This window comes from Paraburkholderia sp. Tr-20389, from assembly GCF_017104565.1.
GTDB lineage: Bacteria > Pseudomonadota > Gammaproteobacteria > Burkholderiales > Burkholderiaceae > Paraburkholderia.
Genome location: NZ_JAAGPD010000001.1, coordinates 44,059 through 65,800, shown reverse-complemented (window position 1 = coordinate 65,800; position 21,742 = coordinate 44,059). Strand labels below are relative to the sequence as shown.

20 protein-coding genes are annotated in these 21,742 nt (G+C 62.7%); 5 read left to right on the top strand and 15 right to left on the bottom strand.

Translation table 11 applies throughout. The features are described 5' to 3' along the window. The first annotated feature begins 26 nt into the window (after positions 1–26). Complete coding sequence (gene potE / locus G3N95_RS00275) at positions 27–2,276, top strand: putrescine-ornithine antiporter (RefSeq protein WP_205967956.1); 2,250 nt, start codon at positions 27–29, stop codon at positions 2,274–2,276. Between the two features lie 18 nt (positions 2,277–2,294). After that, the gene (locus G3N95_RS00270) at positions 2,295–4,610 is read left to right on the top strand and encodes an Orn/Lys/Arg decarboxylase N-terminal domain-containing protein (RefSeq protein WP_205967955.1); all 2,316 of its coding nucleotides are present in this window, start codon (positions 2,295–2,297) and stop codon (positions 4,608–4,610) included. Between the two features lie 21 nt (positions 4,611–4,631). Here the strand turns inward: G3N95_RS00270 and G3N95_RS00265 are convergent, their stop codons facing one another. The 13 genes from G3N95_RS00265 to G3N95_RS00205 form a co-directional block, all read right to left on the bottom strand. Further along, entirely contained in the window at positions 4,632–5,138 is a 507-nt protein-coding gene (locus G3N95_RS00265; RefSeq protein ID WP_205967954.1) for a hypothetical protein, read from the bottom strand. 25 nt (positions 5,139–5,163) lie between these two features. Further along, the gene (locus G3N95_RS00260; RefSeq protein WP_205967953.1) at positions 5,164–5,751 is read right to left on the bottom strand and encodes a YSC84-related protein; all 588 of its coding nucleotides are present in this window, start codon (positions 5,749–5,751) and stop codon (positions 5,164–5,166) included. 75 nt (positions 5,752–5,826) lie between these two features. Next, complete coding sequence (locus tag G3N95_RS00255) at positions 5,827–7,239, bottom strand: DUF2252 domain-containing protein (protein ID WP_205967952.1); 1,413 nt, start codon at positions 7,237–7,239, stop codon at positions 5,827–5,829. Positions 7,240–7,433: 194 nt separating this feature from the next. Beyond that, positions 7,434–8,396, bottom strand: coding sequence for a hypothetical protein (locus G3N95_RS00250; RefSeq protein WP_205968707.1), 963 nt, complete (start codon positions 8,394–8,396; stop codon positions 7,434–7,436). 182 nt (positions 8,397–8,578) lie between these two features. Continuing rightward, positions 8,579–9,625 carry a DUF2955 domain-containing protein gene (locus G3N95_RS00245; RefSeq protein ID WP_205967951.1) on the bottom strand — a complete coding sequence of 349 codons (1,047 nt, stop codon included), beginning with the start codon at positions 9,623–9,625 and terminating at the stop codon, positions 8,579–8,581. Positions 9,626–9,632: 7 nt separating this feature from the next. Further along, complete coding sequence (locus tag G3N95_RS00240; RefSeq protein ID WP_205967950.1) at positions 9,633–10,796, bottom strand: HlyD family secretion protein; 1,164 nt, start codon at positions 10,794–10,796, stop codon at positions 9,633–9,635. Then, positions 10,793–12,343, bottom strand: coding sequence for an efflux transporter outer membrane subunit (locus tag G3N95_RS00235; protein WP_205967949.1), 1,551 nt, complete (start codon positions 12,341–12,343; stop codon positions 10,793–10,795). Before G3N95_RS00235 ends, G3N95_RS00240 begins: the two co-directional genes overlap by 4 nt. An 18-nt stretch (positions 12,344–12,361) precedes the next feature. Continuing rightward, positions 12,362–13,465, bottom strand: coding sequence for an AI-2E family transporter (locus G3N95_RS00230; protein WP_205967948.1), 1,104 nt, complete (start codon positions 13,463–13,465; stop codon positions 12,362–12,364). 429 nt (positions 13,466–13,894) lie between these two features. After that, positions 13,895–14,095, bottom strand: coding sequence for a hypothetical protein (locus G3N95_RS00225; protein ID WP_241018194.1), 201 nt, complete (start codon positions 14,093–14,095; stop codon positions 13,895–13,897). A 238-nt stretch (positions 14,096–14,333) separates the two neighbouring features. Beyond that, the gene (locus G3N95_RS00220; protein ID WP_205967946.1) at positions 14,334–14,540 is read right to left on the bottom strand and encodes a tautomerase family protein; all 207 of its coding nucleotides are present in this window, start codon (positions 14,538–14,540) and stop codon (positions 14,334–14,336) included. Between the two features lie 16 nt (positions 14,541–14,556). Beyond that, a complete protein-coding gene (locus tag G3N95_RS00215; RefSeq protein ID WP_205967945.1) occupies positions 14,557–14,787 on the bottom strand; it encodes a tautomerase family protein in 231 nt (76 codons plus the stop codon). 24 nt (positions 14,788–14,811) lie between these two features. Then, the gene (locus G3N95_RS00210; RefSeq protein ID WP_205967944.1) at positions 14,812–16,227 is read right to left on the bottom strand and encodes an MmgE/PrpD family protein; all 1,416 of its coding nucleotides are present in this window, start codon (positions 16,225–16,227) and stop codon (positions 14,812–14,814) included. Positions 16,228–16,540: 313 nt separating this feature from the next. Then, positions 16,541–17,173 carry an ABATE domain-containing protein gene (locus G3N95_RS00205; protein ID WP_205967943.1) on the bottom strand — a complete coding sequence of 211 codons (633 nt, stop codon included), beginning with the start codon at positions 17,171–17,173 and terminating at the stop codon, positions 16,541–16,543. 153 nt (positions 17,174–17,326) lie between these two features. On the opposite strand from G3N95_RS00205, the gene G3N95_RS00200 reads away from it, so the two are divergent. From G3N95_RS00200 to G3N95_RS00190, 3 genes are all read left to right on the top strand, one after another. After that, positions 17,327–18,181, top strand: a complete 855-nt coding sequence (locus G3N95_RS00200; protein WP_205967942.1) for an alpha/beta hydrolase — start codon at positions 17,327–17,329, stop codon at positions 18,179–18,181. A 74-nt stretch (positions 18,182–18,255) separates the two neighbouring features. Then, positions 18,256–19,227: a zinc-binding alcohol dehydrogenase family protein gene (locus G3N95_RS00195; protein ID WP_205967941.1), complete on the top strand. Its 972-nt coding sequence runs from the start codon at positions 18,256–18,258 to the stop codon at positions 19,225–19,227. A gap of 30 nt (positions 19,228–19,257) precedes the next feature. After that, on the top strand, positions 19,258–20,028 hold the full coding sequence (locus tag G3N95_RS00190) for an SDR family oxidoreductase (protein WP_205967940.1): 771 nt from the start codon (positions 19,258–19,260) through the stop codon (positions 20,026–20,028). A gap of 66 nt (positions 20,029–20,094) precedes the next feature. On the opposite strand, the gene G3N95_RS00185 is transcribed toward G3N95_RS00190, so the two are convergent. Next, positions 20,095–20,913, bottom strand: coding sequence for a DUF2182 domain-containing protein (locus tag G3N95_RS00185; RefSeq protein WP_346778334.1), 819 nt, complete (start codon positions 20,911–20,913; stop codon positions 20,095–20,097). Positions 20,914–20,915: 2 nt separating this feature from the next. After that, entirely contained in the window at positions 20,916–21,686 is a 771-nt protein-coding gene (locus tag G3N95_RS00180) for a DUF899 domain-containing protein (protein WP_205967939.1), read from the bottom strand. Positions 21,687–21,742 lie beyond the last annotated feature (56 nt).

Genomic DNA, 21,742 nt, shown 5'->3' with positions numbered 1-21,742 from the left:
AGGCAAAGCCACCAAGGAGTGGAGTCATGGCTGATCAACCGAAAAAAATGAACGTCGTGCAACTGACGTTCATCGTTACCGTGAACATGATGGGCTCGGGCATCATCATGCTACCTACCAATATGGCGAAAGTCGGCGCGATCTCGCTGCTGTCGTGGATCGTGACGGCACTGGGGTCGATGGCGATCGCCTATGGCTTCGCGCAGGCGGGGATCATCAACCAGCGCGCGGGCGGCATGGCTGCCTATGCGGAAGACGCGTACGGCAAACCCGGCTACTTCCAGGTGTTCTTTTTGTATTTCCTGTCACTGGCGATCGCGAACGTCGCCGTCGCGAGTTCCGCGCTCGGCTATCTGGCCGCGTTCTTCCCCATTCTGACCGCGTCGCCCGTGGCGACCTGCATCGGCGTGATCGCGCTGTTGTGGATCACCACCGCGGCCAATTTCGGCGGGCCGAAGCTGACGGGGCGCATCGGCTCTATCACGGTCTGGGGCGTGATTCTGCCCGTCGGCTTCATGTCGATCGCGGGATGGTTCTGGTTCAAGCCGGACCTCTTCGCCGCCGCGTGGAATCCGCAGGGACTGCGGCTGATCGACGGCATGGGCTCCAGTATCGCGCTGACGCTGTGGGCGTTCCTCGGGATGGAGTCGGCCGTGCAGAACTCGTCTGCCGTCGAAAACCCGAAGCGCGACGTGCCGCTCGCGTGCCTGTTCGGCACACTCGGCGCCGCCGTCATCTACGTGCTGTCGACGACCGCGATCCAGGGCATCGTGCCCAACGCGGACCTCGCGAAATCGACGGGTCCGTTCGGTCTCGCGTTCGCGCATATGTTCAGCCCCATGATCGGCTCGATCGTGATGGCGCTCGCGGCAATGGCGTGCGTCGGCTCGCTGCTCGGCTGGCAATTCACGCTCGCGCAGACCGCAAAGGACGCCGCCGACAGCAACATGTTTCCGTCGATTTTCAGCAAGGCCAGCCATAACGGTGCGCCTATCCCCGGCATGATCATCATGGGCGTCGTGCAGTCGCTGATGGCGCTGTCGACGATCTCGCCCAACCTGGCCGAGCAGTTCGCGGCGCTCGTCAATCTCGCCGTGGTGACCAACGTGGTGCCTTACATCATCTCGCTGTCGGCACTGTTCGTGATGATGCGCGACGCCGGCACGGAACCCGCTGTCTACCGACGTAATGGCGTCGTCGCCGTGATTGCGATGGTGTACTCGGTCTACGCGCTCTACGCATCGGGCAAGGATGCGGTGCTCGGTGGCATGCTGGTGATGGCGATCGGCTATGTGATCTACGGCTTCATCGCGCCGCGTCTTGGGCTCAAGGGCGCCAAGGCAGGCAAGCCCGTCATTGCTGCCGCCAGCATCATCGCCTTCCTCGTGCTGTGCGCCCCGGCTCCGCGCCCGGCGCATGCGGCGGGCGCGAGTACCGCGCAGTCGGGCGCGCTCGCGCGGATCAAGCAGACGGGCAAAATCAACATCGGCTATGTCGACGTGGCGAGCCCGTTCGTCTACCGCGACAGCGAAGGCCGCGCGGTGGGCTACCTCGCGGGCATCTGCCAGGGCGTCGCAGATCAGGTGAAGAGCGGACTGGGACTTGCCGCGCTGACGGTGAACTGGACGCAGGTCTCTTCGGACGAACGCTACCGCGCGCTGCAGGATCACCGTATCGACCTGTTGTGCGGCGATCCTGAAACGCTGACGGGCCGCCAGTTCATCAGCTATTCGGTGCCCGTCTATCCTGGCGGCGTCGGCGCGCTGATGCGCACGGACGCGACGCGCGGCCTCAAGGAACTGCTGAGCGGGGATGTTCAGCCTCACGGGCCGATCTGGCGTGCTTCGCCTGCGCAGCTGCTGAATGCGCAGACGTTCGCGGCCGTGAAGGATACGCCCACGGCGCGCTGGCTCAACGACCGCATCAGCGAGTTCAAGCTGACCGCGCACGTCGTCAATGTGTCGAGTTATGAAGAAGGTGTACGGCAAGTGCTCGACCGCAAAACCAATGTCTTCTTCGCCGAGCGGCAGATCCTGCAGGATGCCGTCAAGCGCAGCACGGCATCGGACAGCCTGCAGGTCTTGCAGCGCCGCTTCACTGTCGTGCCCGTTTCGCTCGGTGTCGCGCGCGAGGACGAAGACATGCGTCTGTTCGTCGATCAGTCGCTCAGCAAGATGTACAAGTCAGGTGCCTATCGCGGGCTCTTTGTGAAGTGGTTCGGCGAGCCGGATGAGGACACAAAGAATTTCTATCGGGCGGCCATCCTGCCCGAGTAAACCGCGAGGGAAATGCACATGTCTTCCGCGACGGAATCCGTCTATCGCCGCCTCGGCATGAAGGCGCTGCTGGTGCACCACGAGTTCGACGCGCGTACCGCAAGCGGACGCGCAGCCCAATCGCTTGCAGCCGAACTGGAAGAGCGGCACGTGCGTGTCGTCACAGCGGCGTCCGCCGACGACGCCGTGTCGGTGATCCGCGCCGATCCGCTGATTCAGTGTCTGTTGCTGAGCTGGGAACTCGGCGACGATGAAACCCATCAGCAGGCGCAGAGCGTGCTCGATGCGCAGCGGGTGCGCAGCGCGACGGTGCCGATCTTCCTGCTCGCCAGCCGCACGAGCGCCGCGACGATCCCCGTCGACGCGATGCAGAAAGCCGACGACTTCATCTGGATGCTGGAAGACACGACTTCGTTCATCGCCGGCCGGATCATCGCGTCGATCGATCGCTACCGCGAATCCGTGCTGCCGCCGATGTTCGGCGCGCTCGCGCGCTTTTCGAAGGTCTTCGAGTATTCGTGGCACACGCCGGGGCACACGGGCGGCACGGCATTCATGAAGTCGACCGTCGGCCAGGCGTTCTTCGAGTTCTTCGGCGAACAGCTATTCCGCTCCGACCTGTCCATTTCAGTTGGCGAGCTTGGCTCGCTGCTCGACCATAGCGGGCCGATCGGCGAAAGCGAGCGCTACGCTGCGCGCGTGTTCGGCTCGCACCGCACGTATCACGTGACCAACGGCTCGTCGATGTCAAACCGCGTGATCCTGATGGCGAGCGTGACGCGCAACCAGATCGCGCTGTGCGACCGCAACTGCCACAAGTCGGCGGAACATGCGATGACGATGTCGGGCGCGATACCGACGTATCTGGTTCCGTCGCGCAACCGCTACGGCATCATCGGCCCGATCATGCCCGAGCGGCTCACGGCAGCGGCGATTCGTCTGCTGATCGAGCAGAATCCGCTCGTCAAGGATCGCGACGGTGTGGACCCCACGCCCGTTCATTCGCTCGTGACGAATTCGACCTACGACGGACTATGCTACAACGTGACGCGTCTCGAAGAACTGCTGGGCGAAAGCGTCGACCGTCTGCATTTCGACGAAGCCTGGTACGGCTATGCGCGTTTCAATCCGTTGTACAAGGACCGCTTCGCGATGCACGGCGACCCGGCCGATCACGATGCGTCGAAGCCGACCGTGTTCGCCACGCATTCCACGCACAAGCTGCTCGCGGCGCTGTCGCAGGCGTCGTTCATTCATATCCGCGACGGCCGCAATCCCATCGAGCATGCGCGCTTCAACGAGTCGTACATGATGCATGCGTCGACCTCGCCGCAGTACGCGATCATTGCGTCCAACGATGTCAGCGCCGCGATGATGGACGGTCCCGGCGGCGAGGCGCTCACAGGCGATGCGATCCGCGAGGCCATCGCCTTCCGGCAGATGCTCGGCAGGCTGCACGCACAGTTCGACGAACAAGGGGACTGGTTCTTCGATGGCTGGCAACCCGAAGTCGTCGTGAATCGTCATACGGGGCGCCGCACGCCGTTTCACGAAGCCGACGAAGAACTGCTCGCGACCGATCCATCGTGCTGGGTCCTGCATACCAACGATGCATGGCACGGCTTCGGCGAGATCGAAGACGGCTACTGCATGCTCGACCCGATCAAGGTGTCGATCCTGACGCCGGGCGTCGCGCCGCACGGCGGGCTGATGTCGGTCGGCATTCCGGCGTGCATCGTGACGGCGTATCTCGACAGACACGGCATCGTCGTCGAAAAGACCACCGACTTCACGATCCTGCTGCTCTTTTCCATCGGCATCACCAAGGGCAAGTGGGGAACGCTCGTCAACACGCTGCTCGACTTCAAGCGGGACTACGACGCCAATCTCCCCCTCGACCAGGCGTTGCCGAGACTGCCCGCCACCTGGCCGGAGCGTTACAGCCGTCTCGGCCTGCGCGATCTCTGCGATCTGATGTTCCGCGCGATGAACGATCTGAAAACCACCGAGATGATGTCGCGCGGCTTCTCGACGCTGCCCCATCCCGAGTACAGCCCGCAGGAAGCGTTCGAACTGCTGGTCCACAACGAGGTGGAGACGCTCGATCTGTCGCAAATGGAAGGCCGTACGGTGGCAAATGCAGTCGTGCCGTATCCGCCCGGCATTCCGCTGCTGATGCCCGGCGAGAATGCGGGCCCTGCCGACGGCCCATTGCTCGGCTACCTGAAAGCGCTCGAACAGTTCGACCTGCGTTTCCCCGGCTTCACACACGATACCCATGGCGTCGAAGTCGAGGACGGCGTGTATCGCATCGCCTGCATCAAGACGAAGTAGCGGCACGCAGCTGGCGCACGCTTAGAACCTGCTGCGCCGGCTCGGATCACGCATCGGATCGGGCTCTTTCTGTGTCTGCCGCAAGATGCCCTGATCGTCGAAATAGAAGTGGAAGATCATGTAGTAGACGTTGTTCTCCATATAGCGATACGACCAGACTTCGCGCTTCATCCGCTTGAAATACGCTGTCTCGAACGGACGGCCGAAGTTGACGAGCACGTCGTTACGCGTCCACTTGCCGACCTCGGCGCGATAGAACTCGCTCTCCTGCAGCACCTGGCGAACGCTGACTACCTTGCCCGACGCATCGACATCGGCCGCCGTCGTGGTCGTGCCCATCGGCTGCGTCGGCCACATCAGCCGCTTGCCGCCGTTGGGCAATTCATAGGTTTCTTTAGGCTGACCCAGGCGGGCAATGACCGTCGACTGATCGGCGCCCGCTTCGACCTGCTGATGCGGCTGGGCGCACGCCGCGAGCACCGATGCCGCCGCACACAACACCATGAACGTGATACGGCTGCTCATCATGTCTCTCCCCGCTTGAGCGCCCGCTTCAGATGTTCAGCCGCGAAACCTTGGTGCCTGCCAGCGACACGTCGCCCATCAGTCCGGCATTGGTCATCACGATCGCTTCGACGGGCGCGGTGGCCGTCGTCGTATCGATCTCGCCGTTTGCACCGACCTTCAACAGTGCAACCGACCCTTCGCCGCCCACCGACCAGCCTTTCGAATTGCGGAAATTGCTGAGCGCATCGTGCGTCATGAACAGGAAAACGATGGCCTTCGATTGCGCGCCCGCCTGCAAGCCGAATGATCCCGATATCGTCTTGTAGTAGCCCACGGTTTTCCCGCCTGCGTGCAACGAGCCCTCGCCGTACTCGCCGCCCGCGACGAAGCCGACCTTGATGACGGACGGGAACACGAGCACGCCGTTCGCCTTGGCGACGAGTTCCTTCGAACCCTTGACCGTCGAGTAGAGCTTCGAGAGCGTGCCGCGTACCTTGGCGTCGATTTCCTGCCGCTTGGCCGTATCGGACTCGGCGGCGGCGGCAACGCGCATCGCCGTGGGGAAGCCGGCGGGTGCCAGTCCTGCGAGGGCTAGCCCGGCGGCGCTCGTTTGCAAGAAGTTTCGTCTGCGCATGGTCATCTCCAACGTGGTGAGGGGAATCCGTGTTGCTGAAACGGTTGATGCCGGTCGCGCCGCTGCCGCGCTCGCCTAGATGCGGAAATCGGCCGCCATGTCTTCGTCCGTGCGCGCTTCGAGCTGCCCCGACCGGCACGCTGCGGCGAACTGCTCGTAGTCGCGCTCCACCTGGTCGGCGTAGCGGTTCGAATACGTGATCAGCGCTTCGCTCATCCTGTCGCTCTGGCCGATGTATTCGCTGATCTCCGCTGCGAGACCGCCCGCCTTCGCATGCGCACGCGCCAGCACCCAGCCGCACAACGCGCCATAACGCGCGAGCATGTCGGCGTCCATCAGTTCGATCTGCGCGGAGAGCTTCATGTCGCGCAACTGCCGCGCGTAAAAGTGCCTTCCGAGCGGACCCTTCGCCCAGCCCAGAAACGGATCGCTCGCAGCCTGCATCAGGCGCTGACCTTCGACGACGCGCTGTCCCTCATGACCGCTCTTCCGTTTGCCGCGATATCGCGCGATCACCGACTGCGACGCCTCCTTGAACTGCAGGAACAGCGGCTTGCCATGCCGGTCCATCATCAGCATGATCACGCAGCGTGTGCCGACGCTGCCGACGCCGACCACCTTGAACGCCAGATCCTGAAACGAAAAATGCCCCAGCAGGCGACGGCGATCGAGCGCGAGCGTCGACAGATATTCATTGAATGCCGCCGCCCTCGCTCCCTCCAGATCCTTGAGCTTCAACAACTCGTCGTCCGGATCGAACAGTGTCTGATCGCCATGAATGTGGAACACGGCAGGCGGCGCGTCGAGGATGACCAGACGCTCGCCTTCGCGCCGGGTCAACTTGGGCAGAAGGGATTCATGCGTGCGTGTCGACGCGCGCTCCATCGCGCGCCGGATGCGCCGCTGCACGTCGGGCTCGGTCGATTCGTCCAGCACACGCTCCAGCGTAATCTGGTCGTACCAGGTTTCCAGAATGCTCATCTCGGCGTACGCCTGCATTCGCAACTGATAACTGCGCACGACGGCATACACCAGGTCCTCGGCCTGTTTTGCCTTGAAACCAAGGTTGCGCGCAGCCAGTACGAAACTGACCACGAGCCGTTTGATATCCCATTCCCACGGGCCTTCGCTGGTTTCGTCGAAATCGTTGAGGTCGAACAGCAACCTGCGCTCCGGCGTCGCAAAGCCGCCGAAGTTGGCAAGATGACAGTCGCCGCAGATCTGAAAAGCAAGTCCTGAATCCGGGGTGCCCGCAAGATCGTGCGCCTGGATGATCGCGCTGCCACGAAAGAACGCAAACGGCGACGCGAGCATTCTTCCGTAGCGCAGCGGCACGAGACGCTCGACCCGGCCCGCACTGTTCAGTTTCAGAAGCTCGATGGGATCGCGATCGACATTGCCGACCTCGGCCTGCTGGCTGCGCGGCACGCGTCTGGATCCGACCGCGCCGCCGCTTTTCTGTTGGGTCGCAGCCCTTTCGATCTTCATGGACTTTTTCATGGCGTGCATGCCGGTTCGTTCGATCTGCCGCTGACCGGCTCGCAGGTGGCTGCTGCGTTTATCGCAATGCCGGACAGAGATGTGTCAGGTTAAAGAATAGGCTTCTCGCATACGGCTGGAAATGAGACCTTGGTCCAATAGCTCGTGGAGCAGTCCTGCCGCGAGCCGCCTGTTGGAGCGCGCTAGAAACTCACCGCGAAGCCGAATGACACGCCATGCACGTTGTGTCCGAACACGTACCGGACCATCGCACGCGTGCGGGTGACGATGATCGGATATCGGCTGCTATCGAGTTCCAGACCGACGCCCAACGACGTGAGGTCGTTGAAACCCAGCACGCCCGCGCTGTCGCCGAAGTAATGCGAGTAAGCGAGTTCCAGCACATAGCGCACCGGGCGGTCCAGTGCGTGCCAGCCCGTCGGCGCGCGCCAGCGCGTCCAGAGACTGAGCTGCTGCGCCGTCGCTGAACCCTGGACGGCCTCGGCGCCACCGAAGCTGCGCAGATAGATATCCGTCGCGCGCAACTCGGCGTCGATTTCGTAGTTCTCGCGATAGTGCTCGTAATCGAGCATCAGCGAGCCGCCGTAGCCATAGGCATCGAGGTAGCCATTCTGGAGAAACTGCAGATTGCTGTCCGTCACGCGGTTGAAGATCGACTGTCCTATTCTCAGATCGCTCGTTACGCGCCCGAGCGTACCGTTGATGATGGGACGGAACACGAGTTCATCGGTGATGCGAAAATCCCAGCCCAGACCCACCGTGCCGCTGAAGGTGTTCCATTTGGTCGGCACGTCGCGCTGCTGGGCGCCGTCCGTCGCGACGAAGGTCGGGTCGTAGCGGCTGTAGGCGACCGTGCCCTCCATGTACAGCGGGAAGGTCCGGCTCAGGGTGAATCCGCCTCCCAGCTGCGTTTGCCCAAAACCGGGATTGCCCGTCGCGCCGCTGTTGATCGACAGCGAGCTGGTCGTCACATCGGGGACGGTCGTGTAGGACATGACAGCAAGCACGGCGTCGGCATGCCGCTTCACGTTTCCGCCGATGACCGTGCGATCCGACAGTTGCCCCCCTGCCGCCTGTGCATGCGACTGACAAGGCAACAGCGCGATCAGCAAAGCCGCGCCCCATGTCCCTAGCCTGCGAACCATACCGGCGTTGGCACGCGCGAACGGAATATCCGCTCGTCCATGCGCCGATCTGATGGTAGGCAATTGCATAACCCGCTCCTGTCGATTGCATCCTCTGACGACTACCCTTCTGCGCCTTCCCACCGGCGAGCCCGCAGGCGCACAACGCCGTCGCTTGTCGCATTGTCCATTGCCGGCTCCTCTCAGGGGCGACGAACCGCATTGCGCTTTGACCTGGCTCGCCCCTGCCCCCGCTTCTCGAACAGCAGAAGCATGAAACACGCGTAGACGGTGACCGCCAGAAAGAGCCACATGCGCACGGCAAACGCGGTGTACACGTCTTTACCCGCGACACTGTCCTGCACCGATTGCCCGAGCAGAATGATCATCGTCACGAGGCTGTTCAGCCAGAAACCAGGCGAATAACGCGTCGGGCTGAGGCCATTGAACTTGCGTCCCACCAGCAGACCGATCAGCATCATCCACAGAAAGAACATCCAGAGATGCACGAAGAGCTTGAGCGCAAACCAGACCGCGATGGCGAGCAGACCGCCGAGCAGCGTCGAGCCGATCAGATCGCGGGCTGCCGTGCGGGCCGTCGTCGTGCAGGTCTGCCGGCCGAGGCTCACCGACTTCATGATGATCGGCATGTAGCTCGCCGGATCGGTCATTGCAAGCAGATAGGCGGGCAGCACGACGAGCGTCGCGCGCAGTGCGATGGCCGTGGCCTGGTCTCCGGACAACGCTCGCGCGGCGGGTTGCGGCCGCGCGCTCGCCTGCTCGGGAAACAGCGCGTGAGCGACGGCCGATACCAGCACCGCAAGCAGCAGCCCCTTCGTCAGCGCGCCGACGACTGTCGCCGCGAGCTGCAAGTCCGCAGTGCCCGCAGCGGAAATCATCGTCAATCCCGCCGCCAGAAAGGTCGCGACGAGATTGTTCCCGCCGCGCAGTCCGTAGCGGAAAGCCAGAAACAGCATGAGTGCCGTCAGCATCACGCCCGCAAACGCGTAGTAACGCAGCAAGGGCACGAGCAGCAGACCGCTGCCCGTCGTGAGCGCAACGACCAGCGCGAGCGCGACGGCTGCCTTCAGCGGCAGCGGACGGCTCTGCGTGGCGAGCAGAAACACCGCGAACACGGGCGCGATGACAGGGATCGGCAAATCCAGTCCGAAGCTGAGCGCAAGCGCAAGCGCCATCCCAGTGGCGATGCGCAGTGAGCGAAAGCCGGCACGCTGAAGCGCGAGCTGCATAGGTGCCTCAGTACAGGTATGAAACCCAGCTCATCGCACGCAGGAACACGCGTCCCAGCAGATTGAGCGGATTGCCTTGACTCGGGAACGCCATCACCTCGGCCTGTCCTCCCACACGCATGTCATGCAGACGCGCGCGCTCACTCTCATCGAATTCGACGATGACGGGGAAGCGTTGCGCGGGACGCAGCCAGTCGCGGCTGTTCTGCACGGTGGGCAGACTGCCGGGCGGCGTGCTCTGCCCCACGCTCACGCCATAACCGATGCTGCGCACGCGCCCTGTGAACACTTCGCCCGGCAGCGCATCCAGTGCAATGCCCACGGGCGTGCCGGGCTGGAGATGCCCCAGGTTGTTCTCCGTCATGTCGGCGCTGATCCATACGTCACGGATCGCGATCAACGTCATCACAGGCCCGCCCGCCGCCGCGAACTGGCCGACTTCCGTGCGCAGATCGGTGACCACGCCGCCCGAGCGCGCCTTGATCCGCGTGTTGGTGAGATCGAGTTCGGCCTTTTCCAGTGCGGTGGCGGCGCTGCGCAACTGCGCGTTCTCGGCTTCGCTGCCGCCCTGCTGCTCGCGCGCCCGCACGACTTCGGCACGTGCGGCAGCCACCTGGCTCTGTGCCTGCTCGTGCGTCGCGCGCGCCACTTCCAGGCGGCGCAGCGACACGGTGCCCTCGTCTTCGCGATACAGCCGCTCCAGGCGGTCGCTGTCCTGCCGCGCCTTGACCTCGTTGGCAATCGCGGCCCGCAAACCGGCAAGCGCCGAATCGATGCCGGCCGTACTGGCGCCGACCTGGCGGCGCGTGGACTCCAGATCGGCGCGTGCGCGATCAGCGGCGATACGATACGGCTCGCTATCGACTTCGAACAGCATCTGACCCGCGTCGACTTCCTGATTGTTGTGCACGAACACGTGCGTCACGCGTCCCGACACCTCGGCGGCCACGGGCACGACGTACGCCTGGACCCGCGCCTGCTGGGTATAAGGCGTGAAGCGGTCCGCGAGGAGATACCAGATCAGGCTCAGTACGATCAGGCATACGACGATTTTCAACGCCTTGCCCGACGGCTCCACGGTGGATGCAGGCGGAGTTTCAGGCGCGGACTGGGACGCGGGTTGAGACGGATCAGGCGACGCACCGACCTTCGAACCGGACGTATCGCTCATCGTGACGCACCTTCCGCCTGACCGCGCGAGTCGGATTTCGAGGTCGTATCGTTCAGCAGATCGCCCCAGTCGGTACGTTGCCGCATCTGCTCGCGAGTCGCCGCGTCGATCAGCGGCTGATCCGTGTCCCACCCTCCGCCGAGGGCCTTGTAAAGCGCGATCAGGTCGCCGACGGCATTGCTGCGATTGACGACATACGCATCCTGCTGCGCGAACAGCGCGCGCTGCGCATCGAGTACCCGTTGAAAGTCCGAGTAGCCTTCGCGATAGATCGTATTGGCGAGCGTCAGCGAGCGTCGCGCGGCACCTTGCGCGTCGTTCAGGATCGTGTCGCGCTGCAAGGCGGCGATCAGCGCGGTCGCGGCATCGTCGGCCTCGCGAGCCGCTTCGCGCACGGTGTTCTGATAGGCGACGGTCAACTGTTGCAGCCGGGCGTCCTGCACCCGCACGTTGTTGGTGATCCTGCCGTGGTCGAAAATATTCCACGTGACGCTCGGACCGGCGACGAGCGCCAGCGTGTTCGGCGAACCGGTGAGCGAACTGGCGCTCCACACGAGCGAGCCAACCAGCGACACGGACGGATACAGATCCGCTTTCGCCACGCCGATCTGCGCCGACTGCGCGGCCATCTGATACTCGGCGGCGCGAACATCGGGGCGACGCAGCAGAAGATCGGCGGGCACGTCCTGCAGTACGGCGCGGCTCACGAGCGGCACGACGCCTTCCTTGCCCGACTGCGCATCCAGCTCGGGCAGCGGTCCAGGCGGGCGGCCCAGCAGCACGGACAACGCGTGGTGCGTGAGCACGATCTGGCTTTCCAGCTCCGGGATGCTGCTCAGCGTGCCAAGATACTGCGTCTTGGCCTGCTGGAGATCGAGTTCATCCGTCTCTCCGCTCTTGAAGAGCTTTTGCGCGATGTCGTAGCTGCGTTTTTGCAATTGGGCGTTCTCGCGCGCGATACGCAGCCGCGCCTCGGCCGTACGCATCGTGAAGTAGGTATCGGCGACCTGGGCGTGCAACAGAACGAGCGCCCCCTCGCGGTTGGCCTGCGCCGCAAAAAACGCGGCATCGGCGGATTCGATCGCGCGACTGAAACGCCCCCAGAAATCCAGCTCCCAACCGATGCTCAAGCCTGCGCCGTACTGCCAGTAACCGCCCGATCGGGTATTGAAGCCATCGGAGCGCTTGCGCCCTCCGTACATCACATTGCCGCTCGCCTGCTGCACCTGCGGATAGCGTCCCGCCAGCGCGATGCCGAGTTGCGCGCGCGCTTCGAGAACGCGCAGACCGGCAATCTTCAGATCGCCGTTGTTCGCATCCGCTTCGGCGATCAGCCGTTCGAGATTCGCGTCGCCGAATATCTGCCACCACTGGCGGATATCGGGCGCGGTTCCTGACTGCGTGACCTGCTCGATCGATGCGCTACGCCAGTGCTCGCTCCACGCTTCATGCTGCGGCTGAAAATCCGGTCCGACACGCATGCATCCGTTCAGGCAGACCGCCCCGAGCAGCACTGCGATTCCAGGTGGACGTGTCGCGAAAGACACAGCGCGATCCTCGCAGCGCTAAGGCTGCTCTTGTGTCTGAACGTTTTTGACTTGCGGCTGGTCTTTCACCCAGCGCCAGAACAGCTGATAGCCGACTGCGAGCATCACGGGGCCGATGAACAGACCGATCACGCCGCCCGTGACCATCCCGCCGAGCGCGCCGATCAGCACGACGGGCATCGGCACGGCCACGCCGCGGCCCAGCAGCAGTGGCTTGAGCACGTTGTCGGCGAGGCCCGCGACGAAAATGTAGACCGAGAAGATGATCGTTGCCGTGCTGACGCCCTCGGTGACGATGACGAAAACGATCACCGGAATGGTGATCAACGTGGCGGGCAACTGCATGATGCCGATCAGCAACACGGCAAGCGCGAGCAGACCCGCGCCGGGTATGCCCATCACGACGAAGCCGATGCCGATCAGCAGCATCTGGATGAACGCGATGCCGACCACGCCCTGCGCCACCGCGCGAATCGTGGACGTGCACAGGTCGGCGATCTGCGGTCCGTTGTCCGGGCCCGAGATGCGCGATGCAATCTGCACGGCGCTGCGATAGCCCTTCTCGCCATGGGCCATGAAGATACCCGCGACGATCAGCGCGACGAAGAAGACCAGCAGCCCGGCGCCGAGCCCGGTCACCGTTTCCAGCAGCACGACAGCCGCCCCCTTGAGTTGCGGTGCGAACTTCTGAGCGAGACCCGTGAGATCCGTCGACGCCTGCTGCCAGAAATCGTAGACACGCTGGCCCACCACCGGCCAGCTGGCGACCGAATCGGCAGGCGGCGGAATGCGGAAGCTGCCGCTTTTGACGATGCCCATCGCATGCTCGATCGAATCGGCAACGGCGAGACCCAGCATGTATGTCGGTACGAGAATGACGCCGAACGCGATGAGAATGATCAGCGTCGCAACGAGACCATCCTTGCCCCCTAGCGCGCGGCGCAGCCGGACCTGAAGCGGATAGAGCGTGATCGCGAGAATCAGTGCCCAGACCATCAGGTTGAGAAAGGGAACGAAGATCCGGAAACAGAAGCTGGCCAGAACCGCGATGAGCCCGGCGCGGATCAGCACGTCGAGCAACTCTCTCGACAACACCCGTTCGGTAATCGGTGTGAGCAGCATAGGTTGTTCTCCCGCCAGGTCGCCTCGCGAATCAGCACCGATCAGCCGGCAAGCTACGTGCTCGTGCAGGGCGCTACGGATATCGCGACCGCGCCTGAGTAGACGACTTCCGCCTCGACCATCTTGCGAATATTTCTCAACTGTTCCGGGTTCTTTACACAGCGACAGCGTTGTCCCGCGGACTGCACCACCCGCGATCTGCGCATGACAGCGATGCTACGGCGTACCTGCGAGCAAGCGTTTACAAGCGCGGCGGCCTTCGAGCCTCAGGCGACGCGCCCCAACGACACGCATATGATGCAAAGCAGTAACCATCCGACGTACCTGTACTATCGGACCTGCTCCCACAATATTCAATTGGACTTTGGTCGCATATCCGGACTTTTATTTCTTTGCTCCGTGCATGCGCGGATCGCGTCCGGATTCAGCTCAATACTTGATGTCACGGGCTGCCTGCCGCCCGTTCTGCTTGGTATCGCGCTTGTCCTGCCGGCATTGCGAATTGCTTTTCTGGTTCGCGGCGCGGCAGTCCTGCTTGGTATGGCGTGAACCCTGGCGGGTGTCCTGTCGCACATCGCGCCCGGCACGGCGTTGTTGAGCCTGCTCCGTCGCCCATGACACGTCCGGCATACTGGCGAGAAGCGTCGAAGCGACAAGGGCGGCAAAGAGTCGTTTTGCGTCAGCCATGACATGGTCTCCCGTCGACGATATTCATCATTGTGCGTTTGCCAGCGAGCCGACGCAGTGCACTTCCAGGGTCGACCCGATGGCGCCGGGTTCAGCGGATTTGACTACACGTAGAGCATAGCCGCCACTTGTCACGTAGTGAAGCCTGTTAAGAAAAGAATGAGCAACGCCACGAGAGCGATCAGACCGGCGTTTCCCGCCTGAATTCCTCTCCGTTGATACGGCTCGATATGCTGATGTTTTCGGCGGGATGCTCGTGGATGATCACATTGATGATCTTCGGGTCCGAGCCGATCGAATCATGCGTCACCTGAATGATGTCGCGCATCAGCTGTTCGCGGCGCGCCTGTGACAGCCCCTTCTTGATATGGCATTCGATGAATGGCATGTAAGCGTCTCCTGGTTTATTTGAGGCGTGCGATGAGTTCTTTGTCGTTTGCCGCGCCTTCGACATACTCGGGCAAATGTTCGCCATGCTCGACGAAATTGATGCCGCGTCCTTCGCGGAACACCACGAAAATATCCTCTTTCGTTTCGCCCGTTGCATCGCCGACGATGCGCAACAGGCCTGCTGCAAGCTTGCGCTTCTGCTCGTCCGTACGGCCGAAACGCATATCGCACGAAATCAGTGCCATCAGTATCTCCTGATCAAATTCGACTTACTGGATGCCCGGATGCCGGGCGGGGAACTTCGCTTCCGGGCTGACACGGCTCATGAGTTGCATCAACTCTTTCACGGAGTGTGTCTCCAGCTTCGTAACGAGTTCGACGATCTCTTCTCGAAGACTGTCGCCCGCGTACTGTTCGCTGAGCCAGTTGAACTTCTCGACGGTGCGTTCCCACGTGAGCGGATTCTCGATACTCCCCTCGAATCCGACGTGCTCCTTCGAATACACACGCCCGCTCTTCAGCGTGATCGTCACGCGCGTATTCAGTTCATTCGGATACTGCGACGAGCAGGTCGCATCGGGCGCGACCGTCACGCGGCCGAGCAATGCCTGCGCGTCGGCAGCCTGGATGCGCTGCGTTTCGAGTTGCGCCGGTCCGACCTGACCGTCGAGCAATGCTGCGGCAATCAGGTACTTGAGGTTGTAGTCGGCCTGCTCCTTCGTCATCGGCCGGTCTTTTGCGCCGAAGCTGCCGCCGCCCGCGATGTCATAGCCCATCTGGAAGATGTCGCATTGCACCGCTTCGACTTCTTCGGCACAGATGCCGTGTTGCTTGCGAAGCGCCAGCGTTGCTTCGAGAACCGGCTGGCCGTGAATCAGCGAGCAGTATTTCTTCATCACCGTCTGCTGAACGACGTCGAGCGCCGGGCTTTCCCAATCGATATCGACAGGCTGATCGAACATCCGCTCAAGTCCGTTCGGCCCCTCGAACAGGCGCAGCGGGCCGGTGAAACCCCGCTTCGCCAGCGATGCCGCATACACGGCACGCATGCCGGTGATGCCGGGCGAAAATCCTTTCCACTGCGAAACCGGCTCCGAATGCACGCACGTCAACGAAACGTTGTCCACGGTCGCGATGGCAACGGCATGTGCGATCTGCTCCGCCGACAATCCAAACAGCTTGCCGGCACCGGCCGCCGCCGAAGCAGCGAGCTGGATCGCGTGATTGAATCCTTTCGCCATCACGGGGACGACAGCCGTGATGCGCGACTCGATTTCATAGGCCACGGCAAGCGCGAGCATGAACTCGGCGCCCGACGCCGACGCATGTTCGGAGGCCGCGAGAATCGCGCCAAAGTTGTCGCTGGGATGACACAGCCCGCCCGGCGACATGTAGCTATCGAGAAGATCCACATAGCGCACGAGGCCGGAGTTATAGAGCGCGGCTTCGTCGGGCGCCGCGTGACCGCCGCCGATCAGCGTGCAGGAGCCCCGCTGCGTGCCGCGATATTCGTGGAACTGGTCGCGAAGTGCTGCGAATGGTGCGCCGGGAAGCGCGGCAATCGCACAGCCGAGGCTATCGAGAATGTTGCGTCTGAATAGCGCTTTCGATGCTTCCGACAGATGCGACAGTCGAGCGTTGTTTGCAAAGTTGCCGATACGCTCCACTGTGGTGAGTGAACTCATGTCTGAATCTCCGTCTCCCGATGTGCTGATGGATGTCGATGCATGCAATCGAGGCCACACAGTCGCATCGATCGACAGGCGCATCAAGCGAAGGGATTGCATAGCGCTATCAGATTCACAGATAGGCACCACGCGAATCAGACGATGGTGATGGGCAACGCACGAGACGTCGTCGAGCGTCACGCTGCGGTTCCGGACGTGATGTTTTCCGCGTACGCGTGCGATGGCAATGACGCGAGTGTTTCCGTACGAGCGTCAATGCAACGGATTGTGCCTGGATGGAAGCGCGCCTTCACGAAGCGCGAATAGCGGACTACTCGCCTTGCCTTTCCTTGAGCCGCGCGCGATGCGCGGCCACCTTCGCGCGATTGCCGCAGATCGCCATGCTGCACCACCTGCGCGCGTGACCTCGCGTGTGATCGGCGAACAGCAGCGTGCATTTCGGTCCTTCACATGCTTTCACGTGCGTGAAGTCCTCTTCGCAGACGAGTTTCGCCAGCGCCTCGGCGATCGGCATCAACAGCGATTCCGCCGACTCCCAGCGCCGCTTCGCGTGCAATGAAAACACGCCCGCCTCGCCCGGCCCGCTCGCGACGATCTCGCGATGCTGCACGTCACGCGCAAGCAACTGGTTCAACGGTTCGAGATCGCGCAGATCGTTTGCCGCCAGCGGCTGCCCTTTCCTCGTTTTCACATAACCGCGAAACCACTCGCGTAACCCACGCGCCTGCGCCGCGACTTCGTCGAGTTTCTGCGGCGTCGAGCCCGTGCGGATGTCAGCGAGCGCGTCGGGCGGAACCATGCCCGCCTGCTCCAGCCAGCCGAGCAGGCCTTCGCCGTCGACGATCCAGTCGACGGGTTCGTCGACGGGCGTCGCGACCGAGTTCAGGAAGTCGAGGCCCGGAGCGTCGGCCACGAAGATGGCCGGAATCTGGCGGTAGTCCATTGCTATGACGAATGCGAGGTGACGATGCTGTCATAGTAACCACTAAAAAACCACTTGACAAGTTACATCCGCACTTTGTAACCTGATTATCACTTTTTTAGAGGTTACCTAAGTCGCCACCCGCGACACCCACTTTTTACGGAGAGAAACGCCATGTCCACGATTGCCCATCGCCGCGCCGACGTTGACGGTTTCAACGTGTTCTATCGCGAAGCCGGCCGCGCCGGCGCGCCGAAGCTGCTATTGCTGCACGGCTTTCCGAGTTCGAGTCACATGTTCCGCGATCTGATTCCGCTGCTGGCCGACCGCTTTCACATCGTCGCGCCGGATCTGCCGGGCTTCGGCCAGTCCGACATGCCGGACCGCGAGCGCTTCGCTTACACGTTCGACAATCTCGCCAACGTGATCGACCGGTTCACGGAAGTGATCGGCTTCGACCGGTTCGCGGTGTACGTGTTCGACTACGGCGCGCCGACGGGCTTCCGGCTCGCGCTGAAGCATCCCGAGCGCATCACGGGAATCATTTCGCAGAACGGGAATGCGTATGTGGAAGGACTGAGCGACGGCTGGAACCCGATCCAGGCGTACTGGAAGGATCCGTCGCAGGCGAACCGCGACGCACTGCGCGCGCTGCTGACGAAGGACGCGACGGTCTGGCAATACACGCACGGCGTCACCGACCCGACGGCCGTTTCGCCCGACGGCTACTCCCTCGACGACTACTACATGAACCGTCCGGGCGCACACGAGATCCAGCTCGACCTGTTCGGCGATTATCAAAGCAACGTCGCGCTGTATCCGGCGTTCCAGCAGTATTTCCGCACGTACCAGCCGCCGTTCCTCGCGGTGTGGGGCAAGCACGATCCTTTCTTCCTGCCGCCGGGCGCCGAAGCGTTCAAGCGCGATCTGCCGGACGCCGACGTGCGCTTCTTCGATACGGGCCACTTCGCGCTCGAAACACACGCGGCCGACATCGCCGCCGCCATTGCCGGCTTCCTGCTTCGCTGACATCGACGGGTGGGTTCGCATCTGCCCGATAACACTGCGTCGTCCGACGCGCCCTCTACCTTAGGAGAACCCTCATGCGCGCAATCGTGCTCGAAAAGTTCGGCGGCCTCGACAGCCTCGTCTATACGGAACTGCCGGAACCGGAACCGCTGGAAGGTCATGTCGTCATCGAGATCAAGGCGTTCGGCATCAACCACGCCGAAATGCACATGCGGCGCGGCGAATGGGCCGAAGCCGCGAAGGTGAGCGGCATCGAATGCGTGGGTATCGTGAAGTCGTGTCCGGGTGGCGAGTTTCCCGTGGGCGCAAAAGTGGCCGCATTGATGGGCGGGCTGGGACGCACGATCAACGGCAGCTACGCGGAGTACACGCGAGCCCCCGTATCGAACGTCGCGCTGATCGAATCCGATCTGCCGTGGGCCGAACTCGCGGCGATTCCGGAAACCTACGCGACGGCGTGGACATGCCTGTTCCGCAACCTCGACATCCAGGCAGGTCAAACGGTGGTGATTCGCGGCGCGACCTCTTCGTTTGGACAGGCTGCCGTGAATCTGGCCGTCAATGCAGGCGCGAAAGTGATCGCGACGACGCGCAATCCGGCGCGTTTTGCGATGCTCGAAGCGCTGGGCGCATCGCGCGTCGAACTGGAAGGTCCCGATCTGTCGAAGCGCATCGCCGAAGCGAAGCAGATCGACGCCGTGCTAGACCTCGTCGGCAACAGCGTGATTCTCGACTCGCTCGCAATGCTGCGCCGTGGCGGCCGTGCGTGTCTGGCCGGCTGGCTGGGCGGCCTCGCGCCGATCCCTGAGTTCAATCCGCTGCTGCAAATGTCGAGCGGTGTGTACCTGACGTTCTTCGGCAGCTTCGTGTTCGGCACGCCCGGCTTTCCGCTGTCCGATGTGCCGCTGCAAGCGATCGCCGCCGATGTCGCAGCGGGCCGCTTCAGCGCGAGGCCATCGCGCGTGTTCTCGTTCGATCAGATTCGCGAAGCGCATCGTGTGATGGAAGCGAATGAAGCCGGCGGCAAGATGGTCGTCGTTCACTGAGCGTCCATCCATCGAACCAGGAGACATGTTATGTCCAGCAAAGTAGCGATCGTCACGGGCGCGAGCCAGGGCATCGGGCGTTCGACGGCGATCAGGTTGGCAAAGGACTTCGACGCGATCGTGCTGGTTGCGCGCAATCGAGAGAATCTGGATGAAACCGCGCGGGCTGTCGTCGATGCAGGTGCAAAAGCACTGGCCATCGACATCGACCTGTCGTTGCGCAACGCGGCGCAGGAAGTCGTCGATCGGTCACTCGCGGCATTCGGGCGGATCGACGCGTTGCTCAACATTGCAGGCGCCGTGCCGCAAATCGACGTGTTCGACATGAGCGACGAACAGTGGGAACACGGTCTTGCCTTGAAGCTGCACGGCGCGCGCCGCCTGACGATTGCGGCATGGCCCGCGTTGAAGGAAACCTCGGGTTCGGTCGTGCTGATGTCGGGCAACTCCGCGCTGTTTCCGAAGGCGCCCTATGCGGCTGTCGGCACAATCAACGCGGCGATCGTCGCGCTGGCGAAGGCGTTGTCGGATCGCGGCATCGAGGACGGCGTTCAGGTCAACAGCGTGCTGCCCGGTCCGGTGATGACGGGACGTCGCCAGTCGTATCTCGAACACTGGGCGCCGCTGCACAACATGAGCGTCGAAGAAGCGACCGCGAAGTTTCCCAAGGAAGCGGGCATTGCGCGCTACGGCACGCCCGAGGAAATCGCGGAACTCATGGCGTTCATCGTGTCGCCGGGCGCGCACTGGATGACAGGATCGACGTTGCGGATGGATGGCGGAGAAGTGAAATCGATCTGAGGTGGCGGCCGGCACGCAGTGGGTTTGCGTGCCGGTTGCATGCCGTTTTCTGATGCGCAGATGCGGTCAAAACAAGACTATCGCTCGTGCGAACATCGACAACCCGATCACGACGATAACCACGCCGATCGCATGCGCAACGCGTTCGGGCGCTGGAGCAAGACGCTCTGCGGTGATGGCGAGCGTCACGAGCGTCATCGTGCGCAAGTCCATCATGCCGTTGACGAGCAGCACGGCCGTCAATCCCGCACAGCAAACGATGCAATGAATGCCGAGCCGCGCACCATGCATACAGGCCGATCCTTCGCGACACAACGAGACGCCCTGGCTGCATGTCAGATAACGCACCTTCCATCCGCTGAACTGCAACCCGCCCGCAAGCAGCACGACGAGACTGCCTGCGAGAGGCACGGCGCGAGACAGCAAGGGCCATTGCATGGCAAGCATCGTGAACACGAAGCCCAACGCAAATACGATCGCACCCAGGACTGCCCACACGGCAAAATAACCCATGCCTGCCAGCACTGTGAGCCGATACGCACGCGGCCTGCCCGTGCTGCCCAATGCCTCGTGATAACGCCACAACACAGGCGCCAGCGACGGCAACATCATCGCCGCCATCATCACGATCCACATGCCGACGAACGAAACCGCGATGCGTGGCCACTTCTGTCCGCACATCGGCGCCCAGGTCATCGACAGCGACCAGCCGCCGGTCATCGGCAGCTCTGGAATCGTCGACATCGACAGGCACCAGACCACCGTCGCTCCGGCGCATATCGCGAAGACGAGCGCCACGACACCGACGAAGACACGCTGCGACACGCGCGCCGTGTACACGTGTCGCGACACGAGAGGCATCAGGCTCGCGCCGACGATATCCACGATCAGCCTCGCCGCTGTTCGTACTCGTCGTGACGGCGCCACCAGATACCCGTCTCGTTGCGCCCTTTCGGCGCACGATCGAGCCACTGATACATGCCCCACAGTCCGTCCAGGCCGCGCGCATACGTCGAGTACGCGTGATACACGACGCCGTCTTCGAGCACGAAGGTGCTCATGCCTGGCCGGTCGCGCGAGTAAGTCGGCGCGTCCGTTCCGCAGCAAGCCGCGAACTGGACGACGGGCTCCGGCGCAGGCGTCAGGTCCATCGCATGCCCGCCGCGCGTGAAGTTGTATTCGATATCGCCTGCGCGCTGCTGCGCCTCGGTATACGACACGTTGAAGTCGAAGTTGAACTCGCTGTCGTGCGCAGACGCCCACGGAAACTTCCAGCCCATGCGCTGCTTGTACGCCTGCAACTTTGCCAGCGGCGCGCGCGATACGGCCGTCAGCGTGACATCGTGATTGGCAAGATGAACGGCCATGCCATCGAAGGCATCCGCAATCGCCGAGCACGACGGGCAGCCCGCCGCATAGTCGGGTCCAAACATGAAGTGATAGACGATGAGCTGCGAGCGTCCTGCGAAAAGATCCGCTAGTGTCGCGCTGCCGTCGTCCGTTTCGAATCGATACTGCCTGTCGAGCCTGACCCAGGGCAGCGCCGCGCGCTGTCGCGCCAGTTCGTCGCTGCGCCGCGTCAACGCCTTTTCGGCTTCGAGCAGTTCAAGACGCGCTTTCAGCCAGGCGTCGCGTGTACCAACCGTATGCGTGCTCATCGTTCGTCCCTCCGTTGAAGAATCGTCCGTGCTAGATTAGTGCGCGACATCCAATA

Bases quoted from the DNA above. Each gene is read 5' to 3' on its own strand.
- G3N95_RS00225 (WP_241018194.1), bottom strand. From the start codon at position 14,095: ATGCCGGACGTGTCATGGGCGACGGAGCAGGCTCAACAACGCCGTGCC.
- G3N95_RS00200 (WP_205967942.1), top strand. From the start codon at position 17,327: ATGTCCACGATTGCCCATCGCCGCGCCGACGTTGACGGTTTCAACGTG.
- G3N95_RS00195 (WP_205967941.1), top strand. From the start codon at position 18,256: ATGCGCGCAATCGTGCTCGAAAAGTTCGGCGGCCTCGACAGCCTCGTC.
- G3N95_RS00190 (WP_205967940.1), top strand. From the start codon at position 19,258: ATGTCCAGCAAAGTAGCGATCGTCACGGGCGCGAGCCAGGGCATCGGG.
- G3N95_RS00205 (WP_205967943.1), bottom strand. From the start codon at position 17,173: ATGGACTACCGCCAGATTCCGGCCATCTTCGTGGCCGACGCTCCGGGC.
- G3N95_RS00230 (WP_205967948.1), bottom strand. From the start codon at position 13,465: ATGCTGCTCACACCGATTACCGAACGGGTGTTGTCGAGAGAGTTGCTC.
- potE (WP_205967956.1), top strand. From the start codon at position 27: ATGGCTGATCAACCGAAAAAAATGAACGTCGTGCAACTGACGTTCATC.
- G3N95_RS00255 (WP_205967952.1), bottom strand. From the start codon at position 7,239: ATGAAGATCGAAAGGGCTGCGACCCAACAGAAAAGCGGCGGCGCGGTC.
- G3N95_RS00215 (WP_205967945.1), bottom strand. From the start codon at position 14,787: ATGGCACTGATTTCGTGCGATATGCGTTTCGGCCGTACGGACGAGCAG.
- G3N95_RS00180 (WP_205967939.1), bottom strand. From the start codon at position 21,686: ATGAGCACGCATACGGTTGGTACACGCGACGCCTGGCTGAAAGCGCGT.
- G3N95_RS00240 (WP_205967950.1), bottom strand. From the start codon at position 10,796: ATGAGCGATACGTCCGGTTCGAAGGTCGGTGCGTCGCCTGATCCGTCT.
- G3N95_RS00260 (WP_205967953.1), bottom strand. From the start codon at position 5,751: ATGCGCAGACGAAACTTCTTGCAAACGAGCGCCGCCGGGCTAGCCCTC.
- G3N95_RS00210 (WP_205967944.1), bottom strand. From the start codon at position 16,227: ATGAGTTCACTCACCACAGTGGAGCGTATCGGCAACTTTGCAAACAAC.
- G3N95_RS00245 (WP_205967951.1), bottom strand. From the start codon at position 9,625: ATGCAGCTCGCGCTTCAGCGTGCCGGCTTTCGCTCACTGCGCATCGCC.
- G3N95_RS00220 (WP_205967946.1), bottom strand. From the start codon at position 14,540: ATGCCATTCATCGAATGCCATATCAAGAAGGGGCTGTCACAGGCGCGC.
- G3N95_RS00250 (WP_205968707.1), bottom strand. From the start codon at position 8,396: ATGGTTCGCAGGCTAGGGACATGGGGCGCGGCTTTGCTGATCGCGCTG.
- G3N95_RS00265 (WP_205967954.1), bottom strand. From the start codon at position 5,138: ATGATGAGCAGCCGTATCACGTTCATGGTGTTGTGTGCGGCGGCATCG.
- G3N95_RS00270 (WP_205967955.1), top strand. From the start codon at position 2,295: ATGTCTTCCGCGACGGAATCCGTCTATCGCCGCCTCGGCATGAAGGCG.